21 protein-coding genes are annotated in these 18763 nt (G+C 69.6%); 13 read left to right on the top strand and 8 right to left on the bottom strand.

Going from position 1 to position 18763, the window contains the following annotated elements; genetic code table 11:
- Positions 1–86 precede the first annotated feature (86 nt).
- Together M2421_RS01845 and M2421_RS01840 are read right to left on the bottom strand one after the other, a co-directional pair.
- Positions 87–935: a phosphatase PAP2 family protein gene (locus tag M2421_RS01845; RefSeq protein ID WP_259202868.1), complete on the bottom strand. Its 849-nt coding sequence runs from the start codon at positions 933–935 to the stop codon at positions 87–89.
- Positions 936–1037: 102 nt separating this feature from the next.
- Entirely contained in the window at positions 1038–2714 is a 1677-nt protein-coding gene (locus M2421_RS01840) for a sensor histidine kinase (protein ID WP_259202867.1), read from the bottom strand.
- A gap of 224 nt (positions 2715–2938) precedes the next feature.
- Between M2421_RS01840 and M2421_RS01835 the strand changes: the two genes are divergently transcribed.
- The 3 genes from M2421_RS01835 (at position 2939) to M2421_RS01825 (ending at position 5242) form a co-directional block, all read left to right on the top strand.
- Positions 2939–3910: a helix-turn-helix domain-containing protein gene (locus M2421_RS01835; RefSeq protein WP_310439152.1), complete on the top strand. Its 972-nt coding sequence runs from the start codon at positions 2939–2941 to the stop codon at positions 3908–3910.
- A 171-nt stretch (positions 3911–4081) separates the two neighbouring features.
- On the top strand, positions 4082–4732 hold the full coding sequence (locus tag M2421_RS01830) for a response regulator transcription factor (RefSeq protein WP_259202866.1): 651 nt from the start codon (positions 4082–4084) through the stop codon (positions 4730–4732).
- A 114-nt stretch (positions 4733–4846) separates the two neighbouring features.
- A complete protein-coding gene (locus M2421_RS01825; RefSeq protein ID WP_259202865.1) occupies positions 4847–5242 on the top strand; it encodes a response regulator transcription factor in 396 nt (131 codons plus the stop codon).
- A gap of 13 nt (positions 5243–5255) precedes the next feature.
- Here M2421_RS01825 and M2421_RS01820 read toward each other — a convergent pair whose 3' ends face one another.
- The gene (locus M2421_RS01820; protein ID WP_259202864.1) at positions 5256–6440 is read right to left on the bottom strand and encodes a hypothetical protein; all 1185 of its coding nucleotides are present in this window, start codon (positions 6438–6440) and stop codon (positions 5256–5258) included.
- A gap of 173 nt (positions 6441–6613) precedes the next feature.
- On the opposite strand from M2421_RS01820, the gene M2421_RS01815 reads away from it, so the two are divergent.
- The 10 genes from M2421_RS01815 to M2421_RS01770 all read left to right on the top strand — a co-directional run bounded on the left by M2421_RS01815 (position 6614) and on the right by M2421_RS01770 (position 15572).
- A complete protein-coding gene (locus M2421_RS01815) occupies positions 6614–7048 on the top strand; it encodes a hypothetical protein (protein ID WP_259202863.1) in 435 nt (144 codons plus the stop codon).
- Positions 7045–7557: a DUF202 domain-containing protein gene (locus tag M2421_RS01810; protein ID WP_259202861.1), complete on the top strand. Its 513-nt coding sequence runs from the start codon at positions 7045–7047 to the stop codon at positions 7555–7557. The genes M2421_RS01815 and M2421_RS01810 overlap by 4 nt, the downstream gene beginning before the upstream one ends.
- 34 nt (positions 7558–7591) lie before the next feature.
- On the top strand, positions 7592–8518 hold the full coding sequence (locus M2421_RS01805; protein ID WP_259202859.1) for a formylglycine-generating enzyme family protein: 927 nt from the start codon (positions 7592–7594) through the stop codon (positions 8516–8518).
- Positions 8519–8560: 42 nt separating this feature from the next.
- A complete protein-coding gene (locus M2421_RS01800) occupies positions 8561–8959 on the top strand; it encodes a DUF1622 domain-containing protein (protein WP_259202858.1) in 399 nt (132 codons plus the stop codon).
- Between the two features lie 5 nt (positions 8960–8964).
- Positions 8965–9948 (top strand): transporter, encoded by a 984-nt coding sequence (locus M2421_RS01795; protein WP_259202857.1) that lies wholly within the window; start codon positions 8965–8967, stop codon positions 9946–9948.
- Between the two features lie 37 nt (positions 9949–9985).
- Positions 9986–10804, top strand: coding sequence for a DUF2092 domain-containing protein (locus tag M2421_RS01790; RefSeq protein ID WP_259202856.1), 819 nt, complete (start codon positions 9986–9988; stop codon positions 10802–10804).
- Between the two features lies 1 nt (position 10805).
- Positions 10806–11291, top strand: a complete 486-nt coding sequence (locus tag M2421_RS01785) for a hypothetical protein (RefSeq protein ID WP_259202855.1) — start codon at positions 10806–10808, stop codon at positions 11289–11291.
- Between the two features lie 156 nt (positions 11292–11447).
- Positions 11448–11996, top strand: a complete 549-nt coding sequence (locus tag M2421_RS01780; protein WP_259202854.1) for a DUF4136 domain-containing protein — start codon at positions 11448–11450, stop codon at positions 11994–11996.
- A gap of 103 nt (positions 11997–12099) precedes the next feature.
- Entirely contained in the window at positions 12100–13317 is a 1218-nt protein-coding gene (locus M2421_RS01775) for an outer membrane protein assembly factor (protein ID WP_259202853.1), read from the top strand.
- Positions 13308–15572, top strand: a complete 2265-nt coding sequence (locus M2421_RS01770; protein ID WP_259202852.1) for a patatin-like phospholipase family protein — start codon at positions 13308–13310, stop codon at positions 15570–15572. Before M2421_RS01775 ends, M2421_RS01770 begins: the two co-directional genes overlap by 10 nt.
- A gap of 12 nt (positions 15573–15584) precedes the next feature.
- On the opposite strand, the gene M2421_RS01765 is transcribed toward M2421_RS01770, so the two are convergent.
- The 5 genes from M2421_RS01765 to M2421_RS01745 all read right to left on the bottom strand — a co-directional run bounded on the left by M2421_RS01765 (position 15585) and on the right by M2421_RS01745 (position 18646).
- Positions 15585–15761, bottom strand: a complete 177-nt coding sequence (locus M2421_RS01765; protein ID WP_259202851.1) for a hypothetical protein — start codon at positions 15759–15761, stop codon at positions 15585–15587.
- 19 nt (positions 15762–15780) lie between these two features.
- Positions 15781–16380, bottom strand: coding sequence for a YSC84-related protein (locus M2421_RS01760; protein WP_259202849.1), 600 nt, complete (start codon positions 16378–16380; stop codon positions 15781–15783).
- Positions 16381–16413: 33 nt separating this feature from the next.
- Positions 16414–17226: a hypothetical protein gene (locus tag M2421_RS01755; protein ID WP_259202848.1), complete on the bottom strand. Its 813-nt coding sequence runs from the start codon at positions 17224–17226 to the stop codon at positions 16414–16416.
- A complete protein-coding gene (locus M2421_RS01750; RefSeq protein WP_259202847.1) occupies positions 17223–17390 on the bottom strand; it encodes a DUF6515 family protein in 168 nt (55 codons plus the stop codon). Before M2421_RS01750 ends, M2421_RS01755 begins: the two co-directional genes overlap by 4 nt.
- A 449-nt stretch (positions 17391–17839) precedes the next feature.
- Positions 17840–18646, bottom strand: a complete 807-nt coding sequence (locus M2421_RS01745; protein WP_259202846.1) for a DUF2092 domain-containing protein — start codon at positions 18644–18646, stop codon at positions 17840–17842.
- Positions 18647–18763: the final 117 nt, after the last annotated feature.

Here is an 18763-nt window from a genome sequence, read left to right as displayed (position 1 = left end):
GTGGAGGAAGGCGCGCAGCATCGCATGGCGCTGCCTGGGCCGGCGCACGCGGCGCGCGGAACGCAGCGTCATGGCCGTGGCCGCGTTCACTCCACCCCGGGGATCACCTGCTTCAGCGCCGCGGCCTCGGCCTCACAGCCGCTTGCCGGCACGCTGCTGCCGCGCAGGCCGCTGATCTCGGCGCGGGCGGCGGCCATGTCTGCGCTGAAGTCGGCGTCGGCATGCAGCCTGGCGAGCGCGCCGGCCGCCACCGCACGGCCCTGCAGCACGTCGCTCTGCCAATGCGCGTTGCAGATCAACCGGTTCTCGCCGAAGGCGCGTCCACGCGCCAGCAGCGCATCGGCCTGGTCCGGGCTCAACTCGGTGAGCAGCAGCGCCCAGGTCCAGCCGATCGCCGTGTGGCCAGAGGGGTAGGAGCCATCGGTGCGCAGCGCCGCTTCATCGGCCGGCGCGCAGGTGGCTTCCTTGTAGTAGACGAACGGGCGGGTGCGCTTGTAGTGGTCCTTGGCCGCATAGGTGGCCAGGCCCGCATCGACCATGCTCCGCTGCAGCAGCAGGTACAGGCGCGGGGTGTCCTGCTGGCTGATCGGTACCCCCAGCGCGCAGGCGAAGGTCCCGGCGACGTGCGGGAAGCGGAGGTCCGCATCGGAACTGGCCAATGCGTAGCGCGGCGTACCGCGCAGCTTCTGCGATGCGCGGCTGACCGCCTGGTCGCGGGCGAACCCGGGTGAGCCCTTGGCCGGTGGCGGTGGCAGCAACGCCAGGCTGTCGGGCAGGGCGCGGCCGAGATAGCCGGCCGGTACCCCGGGCCGCAGTTCGGGCACGGCGCGTGCAGGGGCAGACGGTGCCGACGGCGGCGCTACGGGTTGCAGGGGTCCCGATGCGCAGCCGGCCAGCAGCGAAGACAGCAGCACCACCCGGGTGGCAACACGCATGGCAACCTCCACGATCATGGCCGTGCCGGCCGACAGGCCTCCAATCTGGAAGCATCGCGGTGGAGCGGCAAGCGGGTTCCTACCTGCGCGGCGACAGTAAAACTACTGTCTGTCGCCTGGATGCGGGCGCGCGGCCAGCGGGAACCGCACCTCGATGCGAGTGCCGCCGAGTGGGCTGCGGTCTACCGCGAGCGTACCGCCAAGCAGGCGCGCGCGTTCTTCCATGCTGATCATGCCCAGCCCCGGCGCCAGCGAGCGGCTGCACGGCGCGGGCATGCCGCGGCCATCGTCGTCCACACGCAGCACCAGGTCCTGGCCACGCACCGCGACCAGCACCTCGGCCAGCCGGGCCTGGGCGTGCCGGTCCACGTTGTTGAGCGCTTCCTGCACGATCCGGAACAGGCTCAGTTCCTGGTCGCCCTGCAATGGCGGCGTATCTTCGATGCGGCAGCGCAGGCGCAGCGTGCCGCGTGCGTTGCGCTTGATGCAGAACGCATCCAGCGCGCTGGCCAGCCCGGTGAAGCGCAGGATGCTCGGATGCAGTTCGTGGGAGATCGAGCGGATGTCGTTGGAGACCGCGAGCAGGTTTTCCTGCAGTTCCACCATCGCGGCGCGCTCGCTCGGGGCCACCTGGTGGCGCAAGCCGCTGAGGCGGATCGAGATCGCGGCGAGCGACTGGTTTACGTCGTCGTGCAGGTCGCGCGCGATCCGCGTGCGTTCTTCTTCCTGCACCACCAGCATGCGCCCGGTGACTTCGCCGAGCCGGCGGTAGGCCTGTTGCAGTTGCAGGTGGTTGGAAAGTTTCTGCTCGGACAGGGCACCCAAGAACAGCAGCGCAAAGCCGGTGCCCAGCGTCCAGGCCTGTGCGGGCAGCAGGTCGTGGCCCGGCGCGGGCGCGGCGAAGGGCCCCATGCCCAGCATGCCCAGCTGCATGCCCAGCACCGCCACCACCAGCATGCTCAGGCTGGCCCCGCTCACCCCGAACACGATCAGGGCCCACACCAATAACGGAATGGGGGCCACCGCCAGCAGCGGGGTCAGCGCGCCCGGCGGCCAATCCACCTGCCACAACAGCGCCAACGCGCCGAGCAGCGTCACGGCCAGTACGATGCTGCGCCAGTGCCAGCCATGCCGCCGCTCGGGGCTGCGCAGCAGGCGGGCCAGGCTGACGACCGCGGGCACGATCAGCAGGTAGCTGACGCTGCCGCACAGCGCGGCCGAACGCAGGTCCGGATGCGGCAGCGCGCCGATTGCGCGGGTGCCCACTACCTGTTGCCAGCCGGCGCTGCACAGCGGCAGTGCGATGCAGGCCAGCAGCAGAAACCAGGCGATATCCAGATAGCCTTCCAGCGCGGAGTGCGCGCCGCGCCAGCGCAGCAGCAGCGCGGCCACCCCCAGCACCAACGCGATTTCGCCGAGGCTGGCAAGCAGGCGCACGACCGCGGTATCGGGCACCAGCGCCGCGCCCAGCACGGTGCCAGCGCAGGCGGCCAGTACGCAGGTCCGCCACGCCGCGCGCGGCGTGCACAGCAACCAGCCCAGCAACAGCGGCCCGGGCAGCCACAGCACGTGCAGGCGCAGGCCGGGTACCACGCTGACATTGGGCAGCAGCTGGCCGAGCAGGCAGGCGGCGAACAGCGGCGCGCCGCAGGTGAAGATGGTGCGCAGATCAGGTGAGGGCCGCGTAGAGATCTCGTCGTGGGCGTCGCTGGAGCGGGGGACGCCGGGGTCCACGGGCTCGATGCCGATCGGCTTGACGGGGCTCGCTACCTGGACCATGCACCTCTGCACACATTGGCTGGGATGGTTGGCGCGTACGCGGATGCATCCCCGGCTCGACCACGCCATTCTTCGGCATGCCACTGCAGGTCTGCGTCCGTGCGTGGATGGGCGCGTGCAGGCGGTGCTTGTCGGCGCTGCCCAACGGCCCCACAATCGCGCCGATCTAAGCACGTCCGTCGTACACCTGCTATCCGATTTCCGACCTGCTCCAGGGAGTTGGCATGGACGAACCGATGGCGCCGTATACCCGCTTCGTGGTCGATGGCTTTGATGCCGATGCATTGCTCGGCGTGGTCCGCGATACCCGTTTCGAGCAGCGCCTGCTCGGTGCCGGGCATTTCCGCGCCTGCCTGCAGCGGCTGGTGTTTCCCGAGTTCAGCCTGGACAGCGGGGCCTATTCGTTGCCGATCTTCGCCAGTGGCAGCTTCGGCGCAGGCTTGATCGCGTTGGCGATGGCGGTGTCCTGCACGCAGCCGATGTGGGCGAACGGACGCTGGATCGGTGCCGGCCAGGTGATGGTCTTTGCCGAGGACAGTGAGTTGAACGTGCGGCCCAGCCCGGGAGGCTGGCAATGGGCGGTGCTGCTGATCCCTCGCGAGGTCCTGCAGCGCGGCGCACTGCAGCGGGTAGGCCGCGAACTGCGCCTGCCCAGCCATGGCTGGTACAGCCGTGCGGCCGCGCCGGCCGACGCACAGGCGCTGCGCGATGGCGTGGCCAGCGTGCTGGGCAGCGCGGCCTCGCACCAGGGCCTGCTCAGTGCGGCGCAGGTGCAGGCACAGGGCGAACTGCTGCTGGGCGTGTTCATCGATGCGGTGTACGCCAGCGACAGCGGGCCGGAGAGCCGGGCGGTCGGCAACTGGGTGGAGCGGCAGCGCGATGCGATCGTGCGCCGCGCCGAGCGCTACCTGAAGACACAGCTGGACCGTGCCTTCGACAGCCGCGGCCTCGCACTGGCCCTGGGCGTGGGCGAGCGGCAGTTGGAGCGCCTGTTCCGTGATGTCTACGGCCACGGGCCCTGCCACTGGCACCAGATGGCGCGGCTCAACCTGGCGCGCAGTGCGCTGCTTCAGGCGGGTCGCAATGACAGCGTGACCGACATTGCGACGCGCTGCGGTTTCTCGCATTTGGGGCGCTTTTCTGTGACGTACCGCAATGTCTTTGGAGAATGTCCACGCGACACCCTACGTACGTGATCGGCAGTCGCGGCCGGCCACGTCGCCGCCTCACAATCTCGTCACGGTAAGGCTCGCATGGTCAGCGCGCTGCACGCCTGCGTGCACTGCGCTCCGGCATCGCCGCCGGTCGCACTGCCAAGGGTGCCGCGACTCAATCAGGGGATGATTGATACCGACGGAGACATCGCAATGAGCGTGATGTGTGAGCGTTCGCTTTCAACGCAGTTCCGCAGGGTCGTGGTGGCCGACGACCACATGCTGGTGGCGCAGGGCATCGAACGGCTGCTGACCGATACGTTCGCCACCGTCGAACTGGTGGCCTCGGGCGAGCAGCTGGTCGAATCGGTGCGGCGCGATCCCCCCGACGTGGTGGTGGCCGACATCAGCATGCCGGGCATGAGTGGCATCGATGCGATGCGCCTGATGCGTGGCGAAGGCTACGCGATGCCGTTCGTGTTCCTGACCATGCACGATGAGTCCAGCGTCGCGGCCGAGGCCATCCGTGCGGGTGCCCGCGGCTACATCCTGAAGAGTTCAGCCGGCGACGAACTGATGCGCGCCCTGGCCGGCATCATGGACGGGCAGACCTACGTCACCCCGACCCTGGCCGCCAACGCCATCGTGTGCTCGGGCCGACCGGCGTACACCCTGACCGAAAAACAGCTGCGCATCCTCGAGTACGTGGCACTGGGCCTGCGCTCCAAGCAGATCGCCTACGAACTGGGCGTGTCGGTGCGCACGATCGAGTCGCACAAGTACGCGATCATGCAGGAGCTGGGGGTGCACGGCACCCTGGAGCTGGTGCGCAAGGCCGAGCAGGAAGGCCTGATCCGGCATTGAGCGGCCACGGGGGTGGCGGCAAGTAGATTTACTTGCCGCCACCCGGTTGTTTTTCCCTTGTTCGCCCCTCCGGGCGCGCCCACCATCGACCCACGCGTCGAACGGGCGGAAGCCATGAATGCGGTCCGTGTGCTGCTGGCCGAGGATGGATGTGCGATGGGGCGCCAGCTCCGTGGCCTGCTGTGCCAGCAGTTCGATGTCATCGGCCTGGTGCAGGATGGCGAATCGCTGGTGCAGGCGTCGGTGGCCATGCTCCCGGACGTGATCGTGACCGATATCGCCATGCCGGGGCTGAGCGGGCTGGAAGCCGCACGCCGGCTGCGCGCGCAACGGCCCGTGCTGGGCGTGGTGTTCATCACCGTGCATGCCGAGCTGCAGATGGTGCGCCAGGCGATGGGGGTGGGCGTATGCAGCTATGTGTTGAAGGCCGATGCCGGCGACGACCTGCTGGTGGCGGTGCAGGCGGCGCTGGAGGGCACGCCCTTCGTATCGCGCTCGCTGCAGCGCTGAGCGCGCCGCCCGCTCAAACCAGGATACCGACCAGCTTCGTCACCAGCTCATCCACGGACATGGCCATCAACGCCAGCGGCAGCAGCGGCAGCGCGGCATGCAGCGCGATCCAGAGCAGGTTCCAGCGGTTGAACGGTACCACCGACATCCGTGCAAGGCCCTGGTAGACCCCGCTGAAATCCGCGTACGCCGACGCATCGCCGTGGTCGAGCAGGCTGTCGGCGCCGGCGTCAGCCGCCTCGCTGCTCGCCTGGAGGCCGGCCGCCTGCCAGCGCTGGTCGAACACGGCCGCGGCACGATTGCCCAGCGCATCGAAGCGGAACAGTGCATGGCGCTTGGCCCGCATCATGCTGGGCATGAGCATCAGCAGGGGCGCGACGAGCAGCGCGGTGGCCCCCACTACGTAGCCGGCCAGCAGGTGCCGCAACGAGTACAGCGACTCGCCCAGCCAGTGCATCTGGTTGCAGCAGGCACCGGCCAGCAGCAGCCCGCCGGCCAGGGCGAGGATCGCGAAGCGCTCCTGGGCCAGGCCGAGGAAGGCCAGCCCACCGGCGCCGTCGGGGTGTTCGGGGTGCAGGCGCAGGCCGACCCGGGGCAACCCGCACAGCAACACGCTCCACAACACGAAGCGCCACAGCCACAGCAGGCCCAGCAGTCGGAATACCGGCAGCGACACCCATTCGTACCAGCGGCCTGCGGCCGTGAGCTGGCCGTCCTGCAAGCGCCAGTCGGCGATCCCCGGCAACAGGTTGACCGCGTGCCCGGCCAGCGCCAACGGGGCCAGCGCGATCACCAGGCACAGCAGCTCGGGAAGCCAGCTGTCGCGGCCGCGGCGGACCCGCGCCAGCAACTGTTCCAGTCGCGCACAGCGGCGCGCCGGCACGAGACTGGCATGGCCGAGCTGGCGCAGTGCATTGCGCAGCAACGCGTCGGCATGCGGGGCCGCCAGCACCAGCAAGGGCAGGGCCAGCAGCAGACGGCTCAGCGTGGCGTAGTCGCCCAGCAGGGCCATGCCGCCGCGGCTGGGCATCAGCGTGCCGGCCACTGCGGTCAACACCAGGGGCGGCAACAGGGTGATGGCCAGCAGGCCTGCCGCCAGCCACCACGACAGGTGCGCATGGCCGCGCAGCAGGCCGGCTGCATGCAGCAGGCGGTGGACCAGGCCACCGCGCATCAGCGAATACCCGTGTTGCGCCATGCTGCGTGGTCTCCCAGCGGGGTCGGCGGTCGATCATCTCCGGCGCGCAGAGCATAGCGCCGCCGCGCCGCCACCACGGCGCAGTAAAAATACTGGGCAGCGTGCAGTACCAATCCGGATGTGCGCCGGACGCGGCACGACCAAGCTGGAGGCCTGTCGCAGGGAATCCGGTAATGCTCTCGGTCATCGACATCCTCACCCGCTTCTGGACCGACATGATCGAGCGCGCGGACGGCCCGATGACGTTCCGCTTCTTCCTGCAGCCGACCATGGCGCTGATCACCGCGCTGATCGACGGCATCAAGGACGCGCGCGCCGGCAAGTCGCCCTACGCGTGGATGCTGGCCCACAGCGATGCCGGGCACCGCTTGAGCGCGTGGCGCGAGGGGGTCACCGCCACCGCCCGCATCCTGCTGCTGGGCGTGGGCATGGACGTGATCTACCAGGTCCGCATGTTCGGCGGCTTCAAGTACCCGGTGGAGGCGTTCGTGATCGCCGTGGTGCTGGGCTTCCTGCCGTACCTGCTGCTGCGGGGCCCGATCAACCGCATCGCCGGCTGGTGGCTGCACCGCCGCGCCATTACCCCTCCCAAGGACCGTGGACCATGAGCGCACAGGATCCCCGCAAGGCGCTGGCCGACCGCGCCATCACCCTCGGCGAGGCGCGCGACCTGCTGGGCGGCACCGATGCGGCCTCGATGGAGCTGTCCTCCCGGCGCACCGGGATGTCGTTCCAGCGCACCCGGATGAGCGCGGACCGTACGCTCATGTCGATCATCCGTACCGCGCTGTCGCTGATCGGCTTTGGCTTCACCATCTACCAGTTCTTCGGGCACATGCTGGAGGTGCCCGGCACCACGCTGCGCCCGCACGCGCCGCGCAACTTCGGCGTGGCGCTGGTGGGGCTGGGGCTGGTGCTGCTCACGCTGGGGATCATCTACCACGTGCGCTACATGCAGCAGCTGCGCAGCGAGCGCGACCTGATGATCGGCGAAGGCCTGATCCACGGCGAGAGCCACTATCCGATCTCGCTGACGCTGATCACCGCCGGCCTGCTGTGGCTGCTTGGCGTGCTGGCCATCGCCGGCATGACCTTCAACGTGGCGCCGTTCGCATGAACGGGCGTGTACCTGGACCCACCGGGAGGGCGCGATGAGCGCGGTCATCGATGACATGGTTGCGCTGGACGGCGGGGTGTTCAGCATGGGCTCCAACGACCACTACCCGGAGGAGCGCCCGGCGCACAAGGTGCGCGTGGGACCGTTCCGGATTGACCGCCACGCGGTCACCAACCGCGATTTCTCGCGTTTCGTCAGTGCCACCGGCTACACCACGCTGGCCGAGCGCCCGGCCGATCCGCGCGACTACCCCGGCGCCGATCCGGCGCTGCTGGTGCCGTCCTCGGTGGTGTTCGTGCAGCCGGCGCACCCGGTGGACATGTCCAACCCGCACAACTGGTGGCACTACCTGGCCGGGGCCGACTGGCGCCATCCGCGCGGCCCGGGCACGCACCTGGAGGGGCTGGACGATCACCCGGTGGTGCACGTCGGCTTTGCCGATGCATGCGCCTATGCCACCTGGAGCGGCAAGACGCTGCCCACCGAGGCCGAGTGGGAGTTCGCCGCGCGCGGCGGCCGCACCGAGGGCGAGTTTGCGTGGGGCGATACGCTCACCGTGCGCGGCCGCCACCAGGCCAACACCTGGCAGGGCGAGTTTCCGTGGTTGAACCTGGACGAGGACGGCCACCGCTGGACCGCGCCGGTGGGCAGCTATGCGCCCAATGGCTACGGTCTGTACGACATGATCGGCAACGTCTGGGAGTGGACCACCGACTGGTACCAGCACCACGACCAGCTGCAGGGGCGGCCCTGTTGCGCCATCGAGAACCCGCGCGGCGGCGAGCGCGAGCGCAGCCACGACCCGCGCGACGCCAGTGCGGTGCCGCGGCGGGTGATGAAGGGCGGCTCGCACCTGTGCGCGCCCAACTATTGCCGCCGCTACCGGCCCGCCGCCCGCATGGCCCAACCGGTGGATACCTCCACCTGCCACCTCGGCTTCCGCTGCGTGGTGCGCGGATGAACCGCCGCGCCGTGCCGCTTCGTCGCTTCCAGAGGATCGCCGATGTCCACCCTGAAAACCTGGCTGGTGGCATGCACCGAACCGGTCGTGGTGGTGATCGATGCGATGGCGCTGGTACTGATCGTGCTGGCCACCGTGATCGCCTTCGTGCGCGGGGTGCGTCTGTTGCTGGGGGGGCACGCCGACAACGTGGCGCGCCGCGAGCTGTGGTTGGAGTACGGGCGCTGGCTGGTGGCGGGGCTGACCGTGCAGCTGGCGGCCGACATCCTGGAATCCTCGATCTACACCAGCTGGGACAGCATCGGCCAGCTGGGGGCGGTCGCGGTGATCCGGACCTTCCTGAATGTCTTCCTGGAGCGCGATATCCAGGAGGTCCGCGAACGCCAGCGACGTGCCGCCGCGCGACAGAACCCGGCCACGCGCAACCGACCCGAGAGGTGATCCGCATGGGCAGCCCATCCTTCCGTCACTACCGTCGTTCCAGCGGGATCTGCGCCGCCCTGCTGGGCGCCCTGGCGCTGGCCGCCAGCCTGCAGGCGCATGCCACCGAAGGGGCGCTGGGACGATCGATCACCGGCATGCAGATCACCTCGTATGCCGGGGTGATCCCGCCGGAACCGGGCATGCAGTGGTCGCTCAGCTACGTGCAGTACGACGGCCGGATCGGCGGCAGCCGCGCCGCGCCCATCGCCGGGCAGATCTCGCTCGGGCTGGAGGCCGACATCAGCCTCACCGCCGCCACCGGCGTGTACGTCTGGCCGACCCACACCGGCAAGTGGAACTTCGCCTCGATGCTGACCGTGCCGTACATCACCGCCGACGTCACCGCCAACCTGGAGGGCCCGCTGGGCGGTCGCCGCCAGGCCAAGGACAGTGCCTCCAACCTGTTCGACGTGTATTTCGCCCCGTTCATCGCCGGCTACCACATCGACCCGGTCCAGCACGTGTCGTTCGGCCTGTACGTCTACGCGCCGACCGCCAAGTACGACCCGGACAAGCTGGCCAACCCCGGCCTGAACGTGTGGACGCTGTCGCCGAGCGTGGGCTACACGCATCTGTTCCAGAAGGGCACGCTCGAATTCAGCGTGCTGGGTGCGGTGGACTGGTACAGCCGCAATGACGACACCGACTACAGGAACGGGCTGGTGGCGCGCACCGATGCGTTGCTGGTGAAGCGCACGCCGAGTGGCTGGGGCGTCGGTGCCGCGGCGGGCTGGATCCAGCAGCTGCAGGACGACCGCGGTGACACCGCCGACCGCCTCAACGGGTTCAAGGGGCGCTCGTTCGGCATCGGGCCGGTGCTGACCTATGGCAAGAAGTGGCCCGGTGGCGAGCACCTGGACGTGTCGCTGCGCTATATCGGCGAGTTCAGCGTGCGCAACCGCTTCGAGGGCGACCCTTGGAGCGTCTCGATCAGCGGCGGGTTCTGAGCCGCGCCGTCCCTTTCCGCTGCCTGGAGACACGCTCATGGTTGCCGCACCCCGCCACATGGCCTGGACCACCTGCCTGCTGCTCGCGGCGCTTCCCGTCGCGCACGCTGCCACCCGGGCTGCCACGCCCGCGTCGCCGCCCGCGGCCACCGCTGCCGTCCAGCCCGAACGCGACCCCGAGGCGCTGGCCGCGCTGGACCGGATGGGCGCGGCGCTGCGCGCGCTCAAGCAGTTCTCGCTGGTCTCGCAGGCCAGTACCGAAGTGGTACTCGATGATGGCCAGAAAATCGAACTCGACGGCACGGTCACCTACAAGGTCGTCACCCCCAACCGGCTGTTCCTGGAGCTGAGCAGCGACCGCCAGCTGCGCCAGCTCTACTACGACGGCACGACGCTGTCGGTGTACTCGCCGCGCTTGAAGTACTACGCCCAGGTGGACGGGGTGCATGCCACCCTGGCCGAGCTGGTCGAGGAGGTCGGCGTGCGCTACGGCATCGAGATGCCGCTGGCCGACATGTTCCTGTGGGGTACCGACAAGGCGCCCAAAAGCGCCATCCGCGGCGCGCTGCACGTGGGAGGCGGCCTGGTCGATGGCGAGGCGATCGAGCAGTACGCCTTCCAGCAGGACCAGGTGGACTGGCAGATATGGATCTCCAAGGCGACCTCGCTGCCGAAGAAGCTGATCATCACCGCGCTGGACGACCCGGCGCTGCCGCAGTACCGCGCCGAACTGCACTGGAATACGCGCGGGACCCTCAAGGACAGCGCCTTCGCCTTCACCGCGCCTGCCGATGCCGCCCGCATCAAACTGGTCCCCGTGGCCGTGGTGGCCATCGACGCTGTACAGGAGAAGTGACATGCCGACGTCAACGCGCACTGCCGCGCCATTGCTGTTGCTGCCATCGCTGCTCGTGCTGGGCCTTGCGCTCGCGGCCGCGCCCGCCCAGGCCCAGCGCGCTGGCTTCCACGGCGGCGCGCGCGCCAGCGCACACACCAACATCAACCGGCCCGTGCAGCGGCCGCAGGGCGGGGCGGTCAATGCCAACCGCACCGTCAACCGCAACGTGAACCGCAACATCAATCGCAACGTCAACGTCGACGTGGACTACCACGACGACCATTGGAACCACTGGGACGACCACCCCTTCGCCACGGCGGCAGCGGTGACCGCCGGGGTGGCCGTGACCTCGGCGGTGATCGGCTCGATCGTCAGTTCCGTTCCGCCCAGCTGCGTCACCACGGTCATCAACGGCATGGCCTACCAGCAGTGCGGCAGCACGTGGTACGAGCCGCGCTATGCCGGCACCAGCGTGCAGTACGTGGTGATCAACCCGCCGCGCTGACCGGTAGTTTTGCCTGCCGCCGCTGCGTAGTAATGCGGATTCGCCGCCACCCCGGGCCCCTTAACGTGGGGCGTACGGCAGCCCGTTTGCCGCCGCACCCGTCATCGTCGTCGCTGCACCCGCAGCGCGTCCTATCCCGCAACTGGAGCCTGCGTCATGAAAGCCTTCGTCATTGCCGTCCTGGCCAGCTCGCTGGTCGCCTGTGCGTCTTCGCCCACGGTGAAGACCGACTACGACAACACCGCCAACTTCGGGTCCTACACGACCTATTCGTGGGCCATCACGCCCCAGGCCGGTTCGCCGCTGGTGCAGCAGCGCATCGTGCAGGGGGTCAATACACGCATGCAGGCCAAGGGCCTGCGTGAGGTGCCGCAGGGCGGCGACATCGCCCTTGCGGTGCACGTCATCACCGCCCAGAAGCAGACCCTGGACACCTTCTACTCCGGCAGCGGCATGGGTGGCTGGGGCTGGCGCGGCGGCTGGGGCGGTGGCATGGCCATGGGCAGCGCGACCACCCAGGTGCGCACCTATGACGTCGGCACGCTGGTGGTGGACATGTTCGATGCGCGCACCAAGCAGGCGGTCTGGCGCGGGACGGCCAGCGGCACCGTGCCGGGTTCGCCGGACAAGGTCAATGCTGCGGTCGATGCCGGGCTGGACAAGATCTTCGCCGCTTATCCGCCGGGTGCCAGCGCCGCACGCTGATCGCGGCGGCCAGGTTCGCTGGTGTCACTGCGCGGTGCCGCGCCGGGCTCTTCCCTCCCGCCGGGGCGGCATCGCGCATCTTCCAGGCATGTCGAGGTGGTTCATGTCGATTCCCCGCCGCATGCTCGGCTGCCTGTTGCTGCTGTCGCCGGTGTACGCGGCCGCCCAGGCCGGCGCCGGGGCCGAGCCGGCCGCCGGGTCATCGCCATCGCCATCGCCATCGCCGTCCACGACGGCTGCGGGTGGCCTGCGCTCGGTGTTCCGTGACAGCGAGGACGGCCGGTTCGACATGTCGCGCTGGCTGCTGGAACACCGCGGCTTCCTGCCGGTGCCGATCATCATCACCGACCCGGCGGTGGGCAACGGCGGCGGCGTGGCGCTGGCGTTCTTCCACGCCCCGCATGCACGGGCCGAGCCGTCGGCCGATGGCAGCACGCCGAAAATGGTCACCCCGGACATCTACGGCGGGGGCGCGATGCGTACCGAGAACGGCAGCGAAGCCTACGGGCTGGGCGCGTCGCTGCATTTCGACGAGGACCGTTGGCGTTATCGCGGCGGCGTGGCCAAGGCGTCGTTCAATCTGGGTTTCCATACGCCGGACACGCTGCTGCCCACGACCAGCATCGAGTACAACGTGGACGGGCTGATGTCGTTCCAGCAAGGCTTCCGGCGCCTGGGCGAGCGCGACCTCTACCTCGGCCTGGCCTGGATCTACATGGACATGGACATCGGTTTCGATGTCGCCAGCGATCGCGACCGCTTCCAGCCGCATGAACTGGCCACGCGCAGCTCCGGGCTGGGGCTGTCGCTGGAATACGACAGCCGCGACAACCCGTTTACGCCATCCAGTGGCTGGTTGGGGATGGTCGAAGGCAACTACTACCTGCCGGGGATCGGCAGTGACACCGCGTTCCAGAGCTATCGCGGGCATGCCTACGGATACTGGCCACTGGGTTCGCGGCTGGTGCTCGGCGGCCGGGCGGACGCACGCTGGGCCAACGGCGATATTCCGTTCTACCGGCTGCCCTATATCGATCTGCGCGGGATCGGCTCGGCGCGTTACCAGGACACCCGCGCGGCGGTGCTGGAAACCGAGCTGCGCTGGAACGTCACCCGGCGCTGGGCAGTGATCGGCTTCGTCGGCGCAGGGCGTACCTGGGGCCGGCACAACAGTTTCAGCGAGGGCAGCAGCCAGGTCTCCAAGGGGACCGGCGTGCGCTACCTGATCGCGCGCAAGCTGGGCATGCAGGTCGGCGTGGATTACGCCTGGGGCCCGGAGGACGACACCTTCTACGTGCAGGTGGGCAGCGCGTGGCGCTGACCGCGCCCCTGCGCTGGCTGTGCTGGCTGCTGCTCGCCGGCTGGCCAGCCGCGCTGCAGGCAGCCGGGCCCGCGCCGTCGGCGCCGGGAACGAGTTGCGGCGTACGCACGGCAGGCGATACCCGTCCGCGGATCGGGTTGGCACTGGGCGGCGGTGGTGCACGCGGCATCGCGCACGTGCGCATCCTCAAGCAACTCGAGGCCCAGCACATTCCGGTGGATTGCATCGCCGGCACCAGTGCTGGCGCGCTGGTGGGCGCGCTGTACGCCTCCGGATCGACCCCGGCGCAGATCGAGCAGCTGGTGCTGGACACGCAATGGATGGCGATGTTCAGCGACACCCTGCCGCGCCGCGAGCGTTCGCTCCGCCGCAAGGCCGATGACTACGAGCAGCTGGCGGCGATCGGCATCGGCTTCGGTGGCGAGCAGGGCAAGGCGGTGTCGCTGGCCGGCGGCGTCTCCGAGGGCGAGAAGCTGATCGCGCTGTTCGAACGCGCCACGGGCGGGGCGCGGGTCAGCGGCCGCTTCGACGACCTGCCCATTCCGTTCCGGGCGGTGGCCACCGACATCAATACCGGCCAGCCGGTGGTGCTGGCACAGGGCAACCTGCCGATGGCGATGCGCGCCAGCATGTCCTTGCCGGGGATCTTCCGGCCGGTGGTGATCGACGGGCGCGTGCTGGTCGACGGCGGTGTGTCCAACCAGGTGCCGATCGACGTGGTCCGGGCGATGGGCGCCGACCAGGTGATCGCGGTGGACGTGGGCACGCCGTTGCGGGTGCTCGACGGCAATGCCAGCCTGGTGGATGTGATCGGCCAGCTCAGCGGTTTCCTCACCACCGGCAGCGCGCAACGGCAACTGGACAGCCTGGGGCAGGGCGACCTGCTGATCTCGCCGGACCTGACCGGCAAGGTCGCCACCGGCGACTTCGACAAGGCGCCGGAGGCGCTGCGGATCGGCCAGTTGGCCGCCGATACCGCCGCACCGGCGCTGCGCGCGTTCGAGCAGCCGCTGCCGGCCTATGCGGCCTGGCAGGCGCAGCGGGCAAGGCGCAGCGTTGCGGTGGCGCCAGCGCAGGTCGACTTCGTGGAGGTGGTCAACGACACCGGCTACGCGGATGCGTTGCTGCTGTCCTACCTGCCGCTGCAGGTGGGCCAGCCGCTGGATACCGCGGCGATGCAGGCGGGTATCCTGCGCGGCTACGGCATGGGCACGCTCGCCAGTTTCAGCTACGAGGTGCGCGAGCGCGACGGCCGGACCGGCGTGGTGGTCACCGCGAACGCAAAACCGAACGGGCCGGCGTACCTGGAGGCCGGGTTGAGCCTGAGCGATGACCTGGAAGGCAACCACGAGAGCAACCTGCGCGCCGGCGTCTTGTTCTCGCCGCTGTCGCCCTACGGCGCCGAGGCGCGCGTGGTGCTGCAGGTGGGCAGCGAGCCGGGGCTGACCGGCGAGTACTACCATCCCTTCGACCTGCGCAACCGCTACGCCTTCCAGGTGGGGGGTGGCCTGCAGACGCGCAGCTTCAACCTCTACGACGAAGACGGTGACAAGACCGCGCGCTTCCGCGTGCGCCGTGCCGGTGCAACGGTGGGGCTGGTGCGCCACGTGGGCAACGTGCTGTCGTTGAGCGCGGGGCTGCAGCGCTACACCGGCAATGCGGAAGTGGAAGTGGGCGATCCCACTCTCCCACGCACGCACTTCGACGAAGGTGCCTGGTTCGCGCAGGCCACGCTGGACGACATCGACAGCCTGTACTTCCCCCGCGACGGGCGCCTGGTCAACCTGGGTACCTACCAGTCGCGCGCCGGGTTGGGCGCGGACACCGCCTTCGGCCAATGGGACCTGGATGCGGTGGCGGCCAGGTCCTTCGGCCGCCACGCGCTGCAGATCGGGCTGCGCTACCACGTCACCACCTCGGGCACCGCCCCGGTGCAGAGCCTGTACCGGCTGGGTGGGCGCTGGCGCCTGGCCGGCTTCCAGCACAACCAGCTGACCGGCCAGGACTACGCGCTCGGCTTTACCGGCTATACCTACGAACTGGGCAGGGTCCTGGGACGCTCGGCGCAGGTGGGGGCCACGCTGGAATACGGCAACGCGTGGCAGCGGCGCTCGGACATGGCGCTGGCCGACGGGATCTGGAACGGCAGCGTGTTCCTCGGCTTCGACTCGTGGATCGGACCGCTGATCTTCGGGGTGGGCTTCCGCGAGGGCGGCGAGAACGTGTTGTTCATCGAACTCGGGCAGTCGCTGTGAGCGCGGCGTGCGTCACCACACCTGCGACAGGATCACCGCCAGCGCGCCGATCCAGCACACCAGCACGAACCAGGCCAGCACGGCGTTGGCGCCGAGCCCGCGATGGCGCACGAGCAGGCTGACCACCAGCGCGGCCAGCAGCGGGAGCAGGAACAGGCTGAGGATCCAGGCCCAGGGATGGGTATGCATGGCGTGGGTTCCTTGCCGGTCAGTCCAGCGCCTTGTCGGGGTAGTAGCGGGTGCCGCTGACCGTCAGTTCCGCGGCCAGGCCGCTTTCGGTCAACTGGTAGACCCACACGCCATCGGACACCTGCACCGCGCCGGTCAGGCCGCCGCCGGCCTTGTCCACCTGCGCGGCCAGCGTGGCCTGGCCACCGATCTCGATGCCGCGGGTGACGAAGTCGGTATAGGCCGCTGGCGTCCTGAACACCCAGACCAGATCGAAGGTCTTCGCGCCGAAGCCCAGCCCGGCCTGGATCTCGACCATGCGCATGAAGGTCTCACGACCGCTGCGGGTCTCGATCGCCACGCCGCGCCCGCTGCCGCCGCCGGCAACCAGGATCTTCACCCCGAAATTGCGGAACACCGCATAGCCGGCCGACGTGGCGATGGCCTGGCGTGCGCCGGGCTGTGCCGCGTAGAGCCGGCTGAGCACCTCGGTGGACGCAACGCGCGCCGTGTTGCGCGCCTCTTGGGTGGCGGCGCTGGGGCTGCCGTCGGCGTTGCGCGGCGGGGCGCTGCTGCAGGCGGCGCACAGGGCGAGGGCCGCGGCGAGCGCGGCGGCGTGGGTCGGGCGCAGCACGTGCATGGTCCATCTCTCCTTGGCGCGTAGCGCCAGCGCCTATTCGGGGAAGACGAGGGTGACGATGAAGCGGCCGGTCCAGCGGCTGGCATCGGCCGGCCGGTCCAGGTTGTAGAACCCGCCCAGGCCCACGCTTACCGGGGTGTGGCCGAGGTGCAGCACCTTCGACACCGTGGCGCCGACGGGCACCGTCCACGCATTGCCACTGGCGGCCTTCCAGTTGTAGCTGGTCTCGGAGGTGAAGCTCAGCGACCAGCCATCGGGCAGGTTGCGGGTCACGAACGGCTGCACGCTGGTGCTGCTGACATCATCGCGATCGTCGTCGCCGGCCACCGACCACACATGGTTGGCCAGTGCGCCCAGCGTCCACGTGCGGGTCTTGTGGACCAGGATGAAGGCCGGGCCCAGCGAATACTTGCCGGTGCCCAGGCTATCGTGCGACGCGGTGTCGAGCAGCGCGGCGGCGCCGAACCCGATCTCGGTGCCGCGCGCCTCGGCGGCTGTTTTGGGGATGTAGTAGCCCTGCACGAACAGATCGCCACTGCCATGCTTGCGTTCGGGGAAGTGGTTCCAGCTCAGCGGCAGGATCGGGCGCAGGATGAATTTGCCGTTGTCGCCCACGAAGGGGATCACCGGCTGGATCTTCAACTGCTGGTTGTGGAACGCATCCCCCGGGCCGACCGACCCGAGGTAGTTGTACTGGAACGGCACCGAGATCAGTGCGGCGCCAGGATCGGCCAGCTTGCGCGCGATATCGTCGGTGGAGCCGCTGCCGGTTGCGGGCGCGGCGACTGCAGCCGGCCACGCCAGCAGCAGCGCCATGCCGAGGACGACGGCGGCTACGCGCGTCATCGCGGCGCGTCCACGACGATGTACTGCACCGTGGTGCCTACATAGCGCGGCTGGTACCAGGCGTTGTCGCACTGCTGGTAGCCGATGCCATCGACCACCACCGTGCTGCAGCTGGGCGGCAGCGAATAGACGATGGAGCCGATCATCGCCGAGGTGACGGCCACACCGGCGGTGACGGCGGCCGCATCCCAGAACGGGTGATCCCAGTACGGGGGCGGCGGCGGCGGTGGGCCTGGCGGATGCGGGCCAGGACCAGGACCAGGACCAGGACCGGGGCCGGGATGGGGTCCTGGGCCAGGATGGGGACCCGGACCGGGACCCGGACCAGGATGGGGACCGGGACCAGGACCAGGCCCCGGATGAGGCCCCGGCTGGGGTGCGGGACCCGGGCCGGGTGGATGTGGCCCCATGCCGCCGCCACCGCCTGGATGGGCCATGCCCCCACCGCCGAAGCCGCCGCCACCGAAGCCGCCGGCGTGGCCGATGGAGGGGTGGGCGAAGCCGCGCAGGCCGGGTCGCGCGTGCACGGCCGCGGGGGCGAGCAGCGTTGCGCCGGCCATGACCAGCAGCGCGGTGCCAAGGGCAGTGCGCAGGTGCGCGTTGGTGTGCATGCTCAGTTCCCCTCTGCGGTGGTGGCCTGCGCGGCGACCGCCACCGGCACGAACACGATCCGGGTGGCGCCGCTCGGGTTGAACGCCAGCTCGCTGGCGCTGATCGCCCGGCGGGTATCCCACTGCAGCGAGGCCTGGTAGCTGGGCAGCGCCGGATCGCTGTGGCTGGTGATCACCACCTGTCGGGGCAGGGCGGTGGCATCGGATATCCAGACCTGCCAGTCGACGCCGGGCTGGCGGAACGCATAATGCTGCGTCGCCTCGCCGCCGACGCGGGCGCTGCCCACGCGCAACGCGGACTGGAAGCGGTCGGTGGGGAAGGCCGGGGTTCCCCACAGGAACAGATCGGCGAGCGGGAACTCCAGGCCGTAGGTGCTGGCCGAGTCGGCGAGCAGGGCCTGGCTGCTGCGGTTGAGGTCCTCCAGCGTGGCGTAGTACTTCAACCGGGGGGAATAGATGGTCAGGCGCTTGCCGTCGTAGAACAGCTGGCGATGTTGCTGGTCGCTCTGGATCTCGACGAAGAAACGGTCCGGTTCGATCGCCTTGTAATCCACGGTGCCGGCGAGGGCGAGCTTCTGGCCGTCGTCGAGCACGTACTCGGTGCTGGTGGTCGCGTGCATGCGGAACTGCGGCAGTGCCCGCAGCGCCTTGCCCATGCGGGTGAGCGCGGCCACCGCGCTGGCGTCGATGTTGTCCGCGCTGGACGTGGCGGCCGCTGCGGGGGGCGATGTCGGGGCCTGTGCCAGCGCGGCTGGCAGGGCAGCGGCGAGGGCCAGGGCAAGCAGCGAGGCAAGGCGTGCGTGCGGCATGAGGGGCTCCGGGACGTGGGCCGGTCGCACCGACCCTGTCCCCACTGTGCGTACCGCCGTCGCAGCGGACAACCGGAGTTACACCGTAGCGGCCTAGGTATTTCTACGCAGGCGCGC

The sequence above is a fragment of the Stenotrophomonas sp. BIGb0135 genome (assembly GCF_024810105.1).
In the GTDB taxonomy this organism is placed as follows: Bacteria; Pseudomonadota; Gammaproteobacteria; order Xanthomonadales; family Xanthomonadaceae; genus Stenotrophomonas; species Stenotrophomonas maltophilia_AB.
The sequence above is the reverse complement of the archived record's forward strand: the minus strand, read 5'-3'. Positions and strand labels throughout refer to the sequence as shown.

Bases quoted from the DNA above. Each gene is read 5' to 3' on its own strand.
- M2421_RS01845 (WP_259202868.1), bottom strand. From the start codon at position 935: ATGCGTGTTGCCACCCGGGTGGTGCTGCTGTCTTCGCTGCTGGCCGGC.
- M2421_RS01840 (WP_259202867.1), bottom strand. From the start codon at position 2,714: ATGGTCCAGGTAGCGAGCCCCGTCAAGCCGATCGGCATCGAGCCCGTG.
- M2421_RS01835 (WP_310439152.1), top strand. From the start codon at position 2,939: ATGGACGAACCGATGGCGCCGTATACCCGCTTCGTGGTCGATGGCTTT.
- M2421_RS01830 (WP_259202866.1), top strand. From the start codon at position 4,082: ATGAGCGTGATGTGTGAGCGTTCGCTTTCAACGCAGTTCCGCAGGGTC.
- M2421_RS01825 (WP_259202865.1), top strand. From the start codon at position 4,847: ATGAATGCGGTCCGTGTGCTGCTGGCCGAGGATGGATGTGCGATGGGG.
- M2421_RS01820 (WP_259202864.1), bottom strand. From the start codon at position 6,440: ATGGCGCAACACGGGTATTCGCTGATGCGCGGTGGCCTGGTCCACCGC.
- M2421_RS01815 (WP_259202863.1), top strand. From the start codon at position 6,614: ATGCTCTCGGTCATCGACATCCTCACCCGCTTCTGGACCGACATGATC.
- M2421_RS01810 (WP_259202861.1), top strand. From the start codon at position 7,045: ATGAGCGCACAGGATCCCCGCAAGGCGCTGGCCGACCGCGCCATCACC.
- M2421_RS01805 (WP_259202859.1), top strand. From the start codon at position 7,592: ATGAGCGCGGTCATCGATGACATGGTTGCGCTGGACGGCGGGGTGTTC.
- M2421_RS01800 (WP_259202858.1), top strand. From the start codon at position 8,561: ATGTCCACCCTGAAAACCTGGCTGGTGGCATGCACCGAACCGGTCGTG.
- M2421_RS01795 (WP_259202857.1), top strand. From the start codon at position 8,965: ATGGGCAGCCCATCCTTCCGTCACTACCGTCGTTCCAGCGGGATCTGC.
- M2421_RS01790 (WP_259202856.1), top strand. From the start codon at position 9,986: ATGGTTGCCGCACCCCGCCACATGGCCTGGACCACCTGCCTGCTGCTC.
- M2421_RS01785 (WP_259202855.1), top strand. From the start codon at position 10,806: ATGCCGACGTCAACGCGCACTGCCGCGCCATTGCTGTTGCTGCCATCG.
- M2421_RS01780 (WP_259202854.1), top strand. From the start codon at position 11,448: ATGAAAGCCTTCGTCATTGCCGTCCTGGCCAGCTCGCTGGTCGCCTGT.
- M2421_RS01775 (WP_259202853.1), top strand. From the start codon at position 12,100: ATGTCGATTCCCCGCCGCATGCTCGGCTGCCTGTTGCTGCTGTCGCCG.
- M2421_RS01765 (WP_259202851.1), bottom strand. From the start codon at position 15,761: ATGCATACCCATCCCTGGGCCTGGATCCTCAGCCTGTTCCTGCTCCCG.
- M2421_RS01760 (WP_259202849.1), bottom strand. From the start codon at position 16,380: ATGCACGTGCTGCGCCCGACCCACGCCGCCGCGCTCGCCGCGGCCCTC.
- M2421_RS01755 (WP_259202848.1), bottom strand. From the start codon at position 17,226: ATGACGCGCGTAGCCGCCGTCGTCCTCGGCATGGCGCTGCTGCTGGCG.
- M2421_RS01745 (WP_259202846.1), bottom strand. From the start codon at position 18,646: ATGCCGCACGCACGCCTTGCCTCGCTGCTTGCCCTGGCCCTCGCCGCT.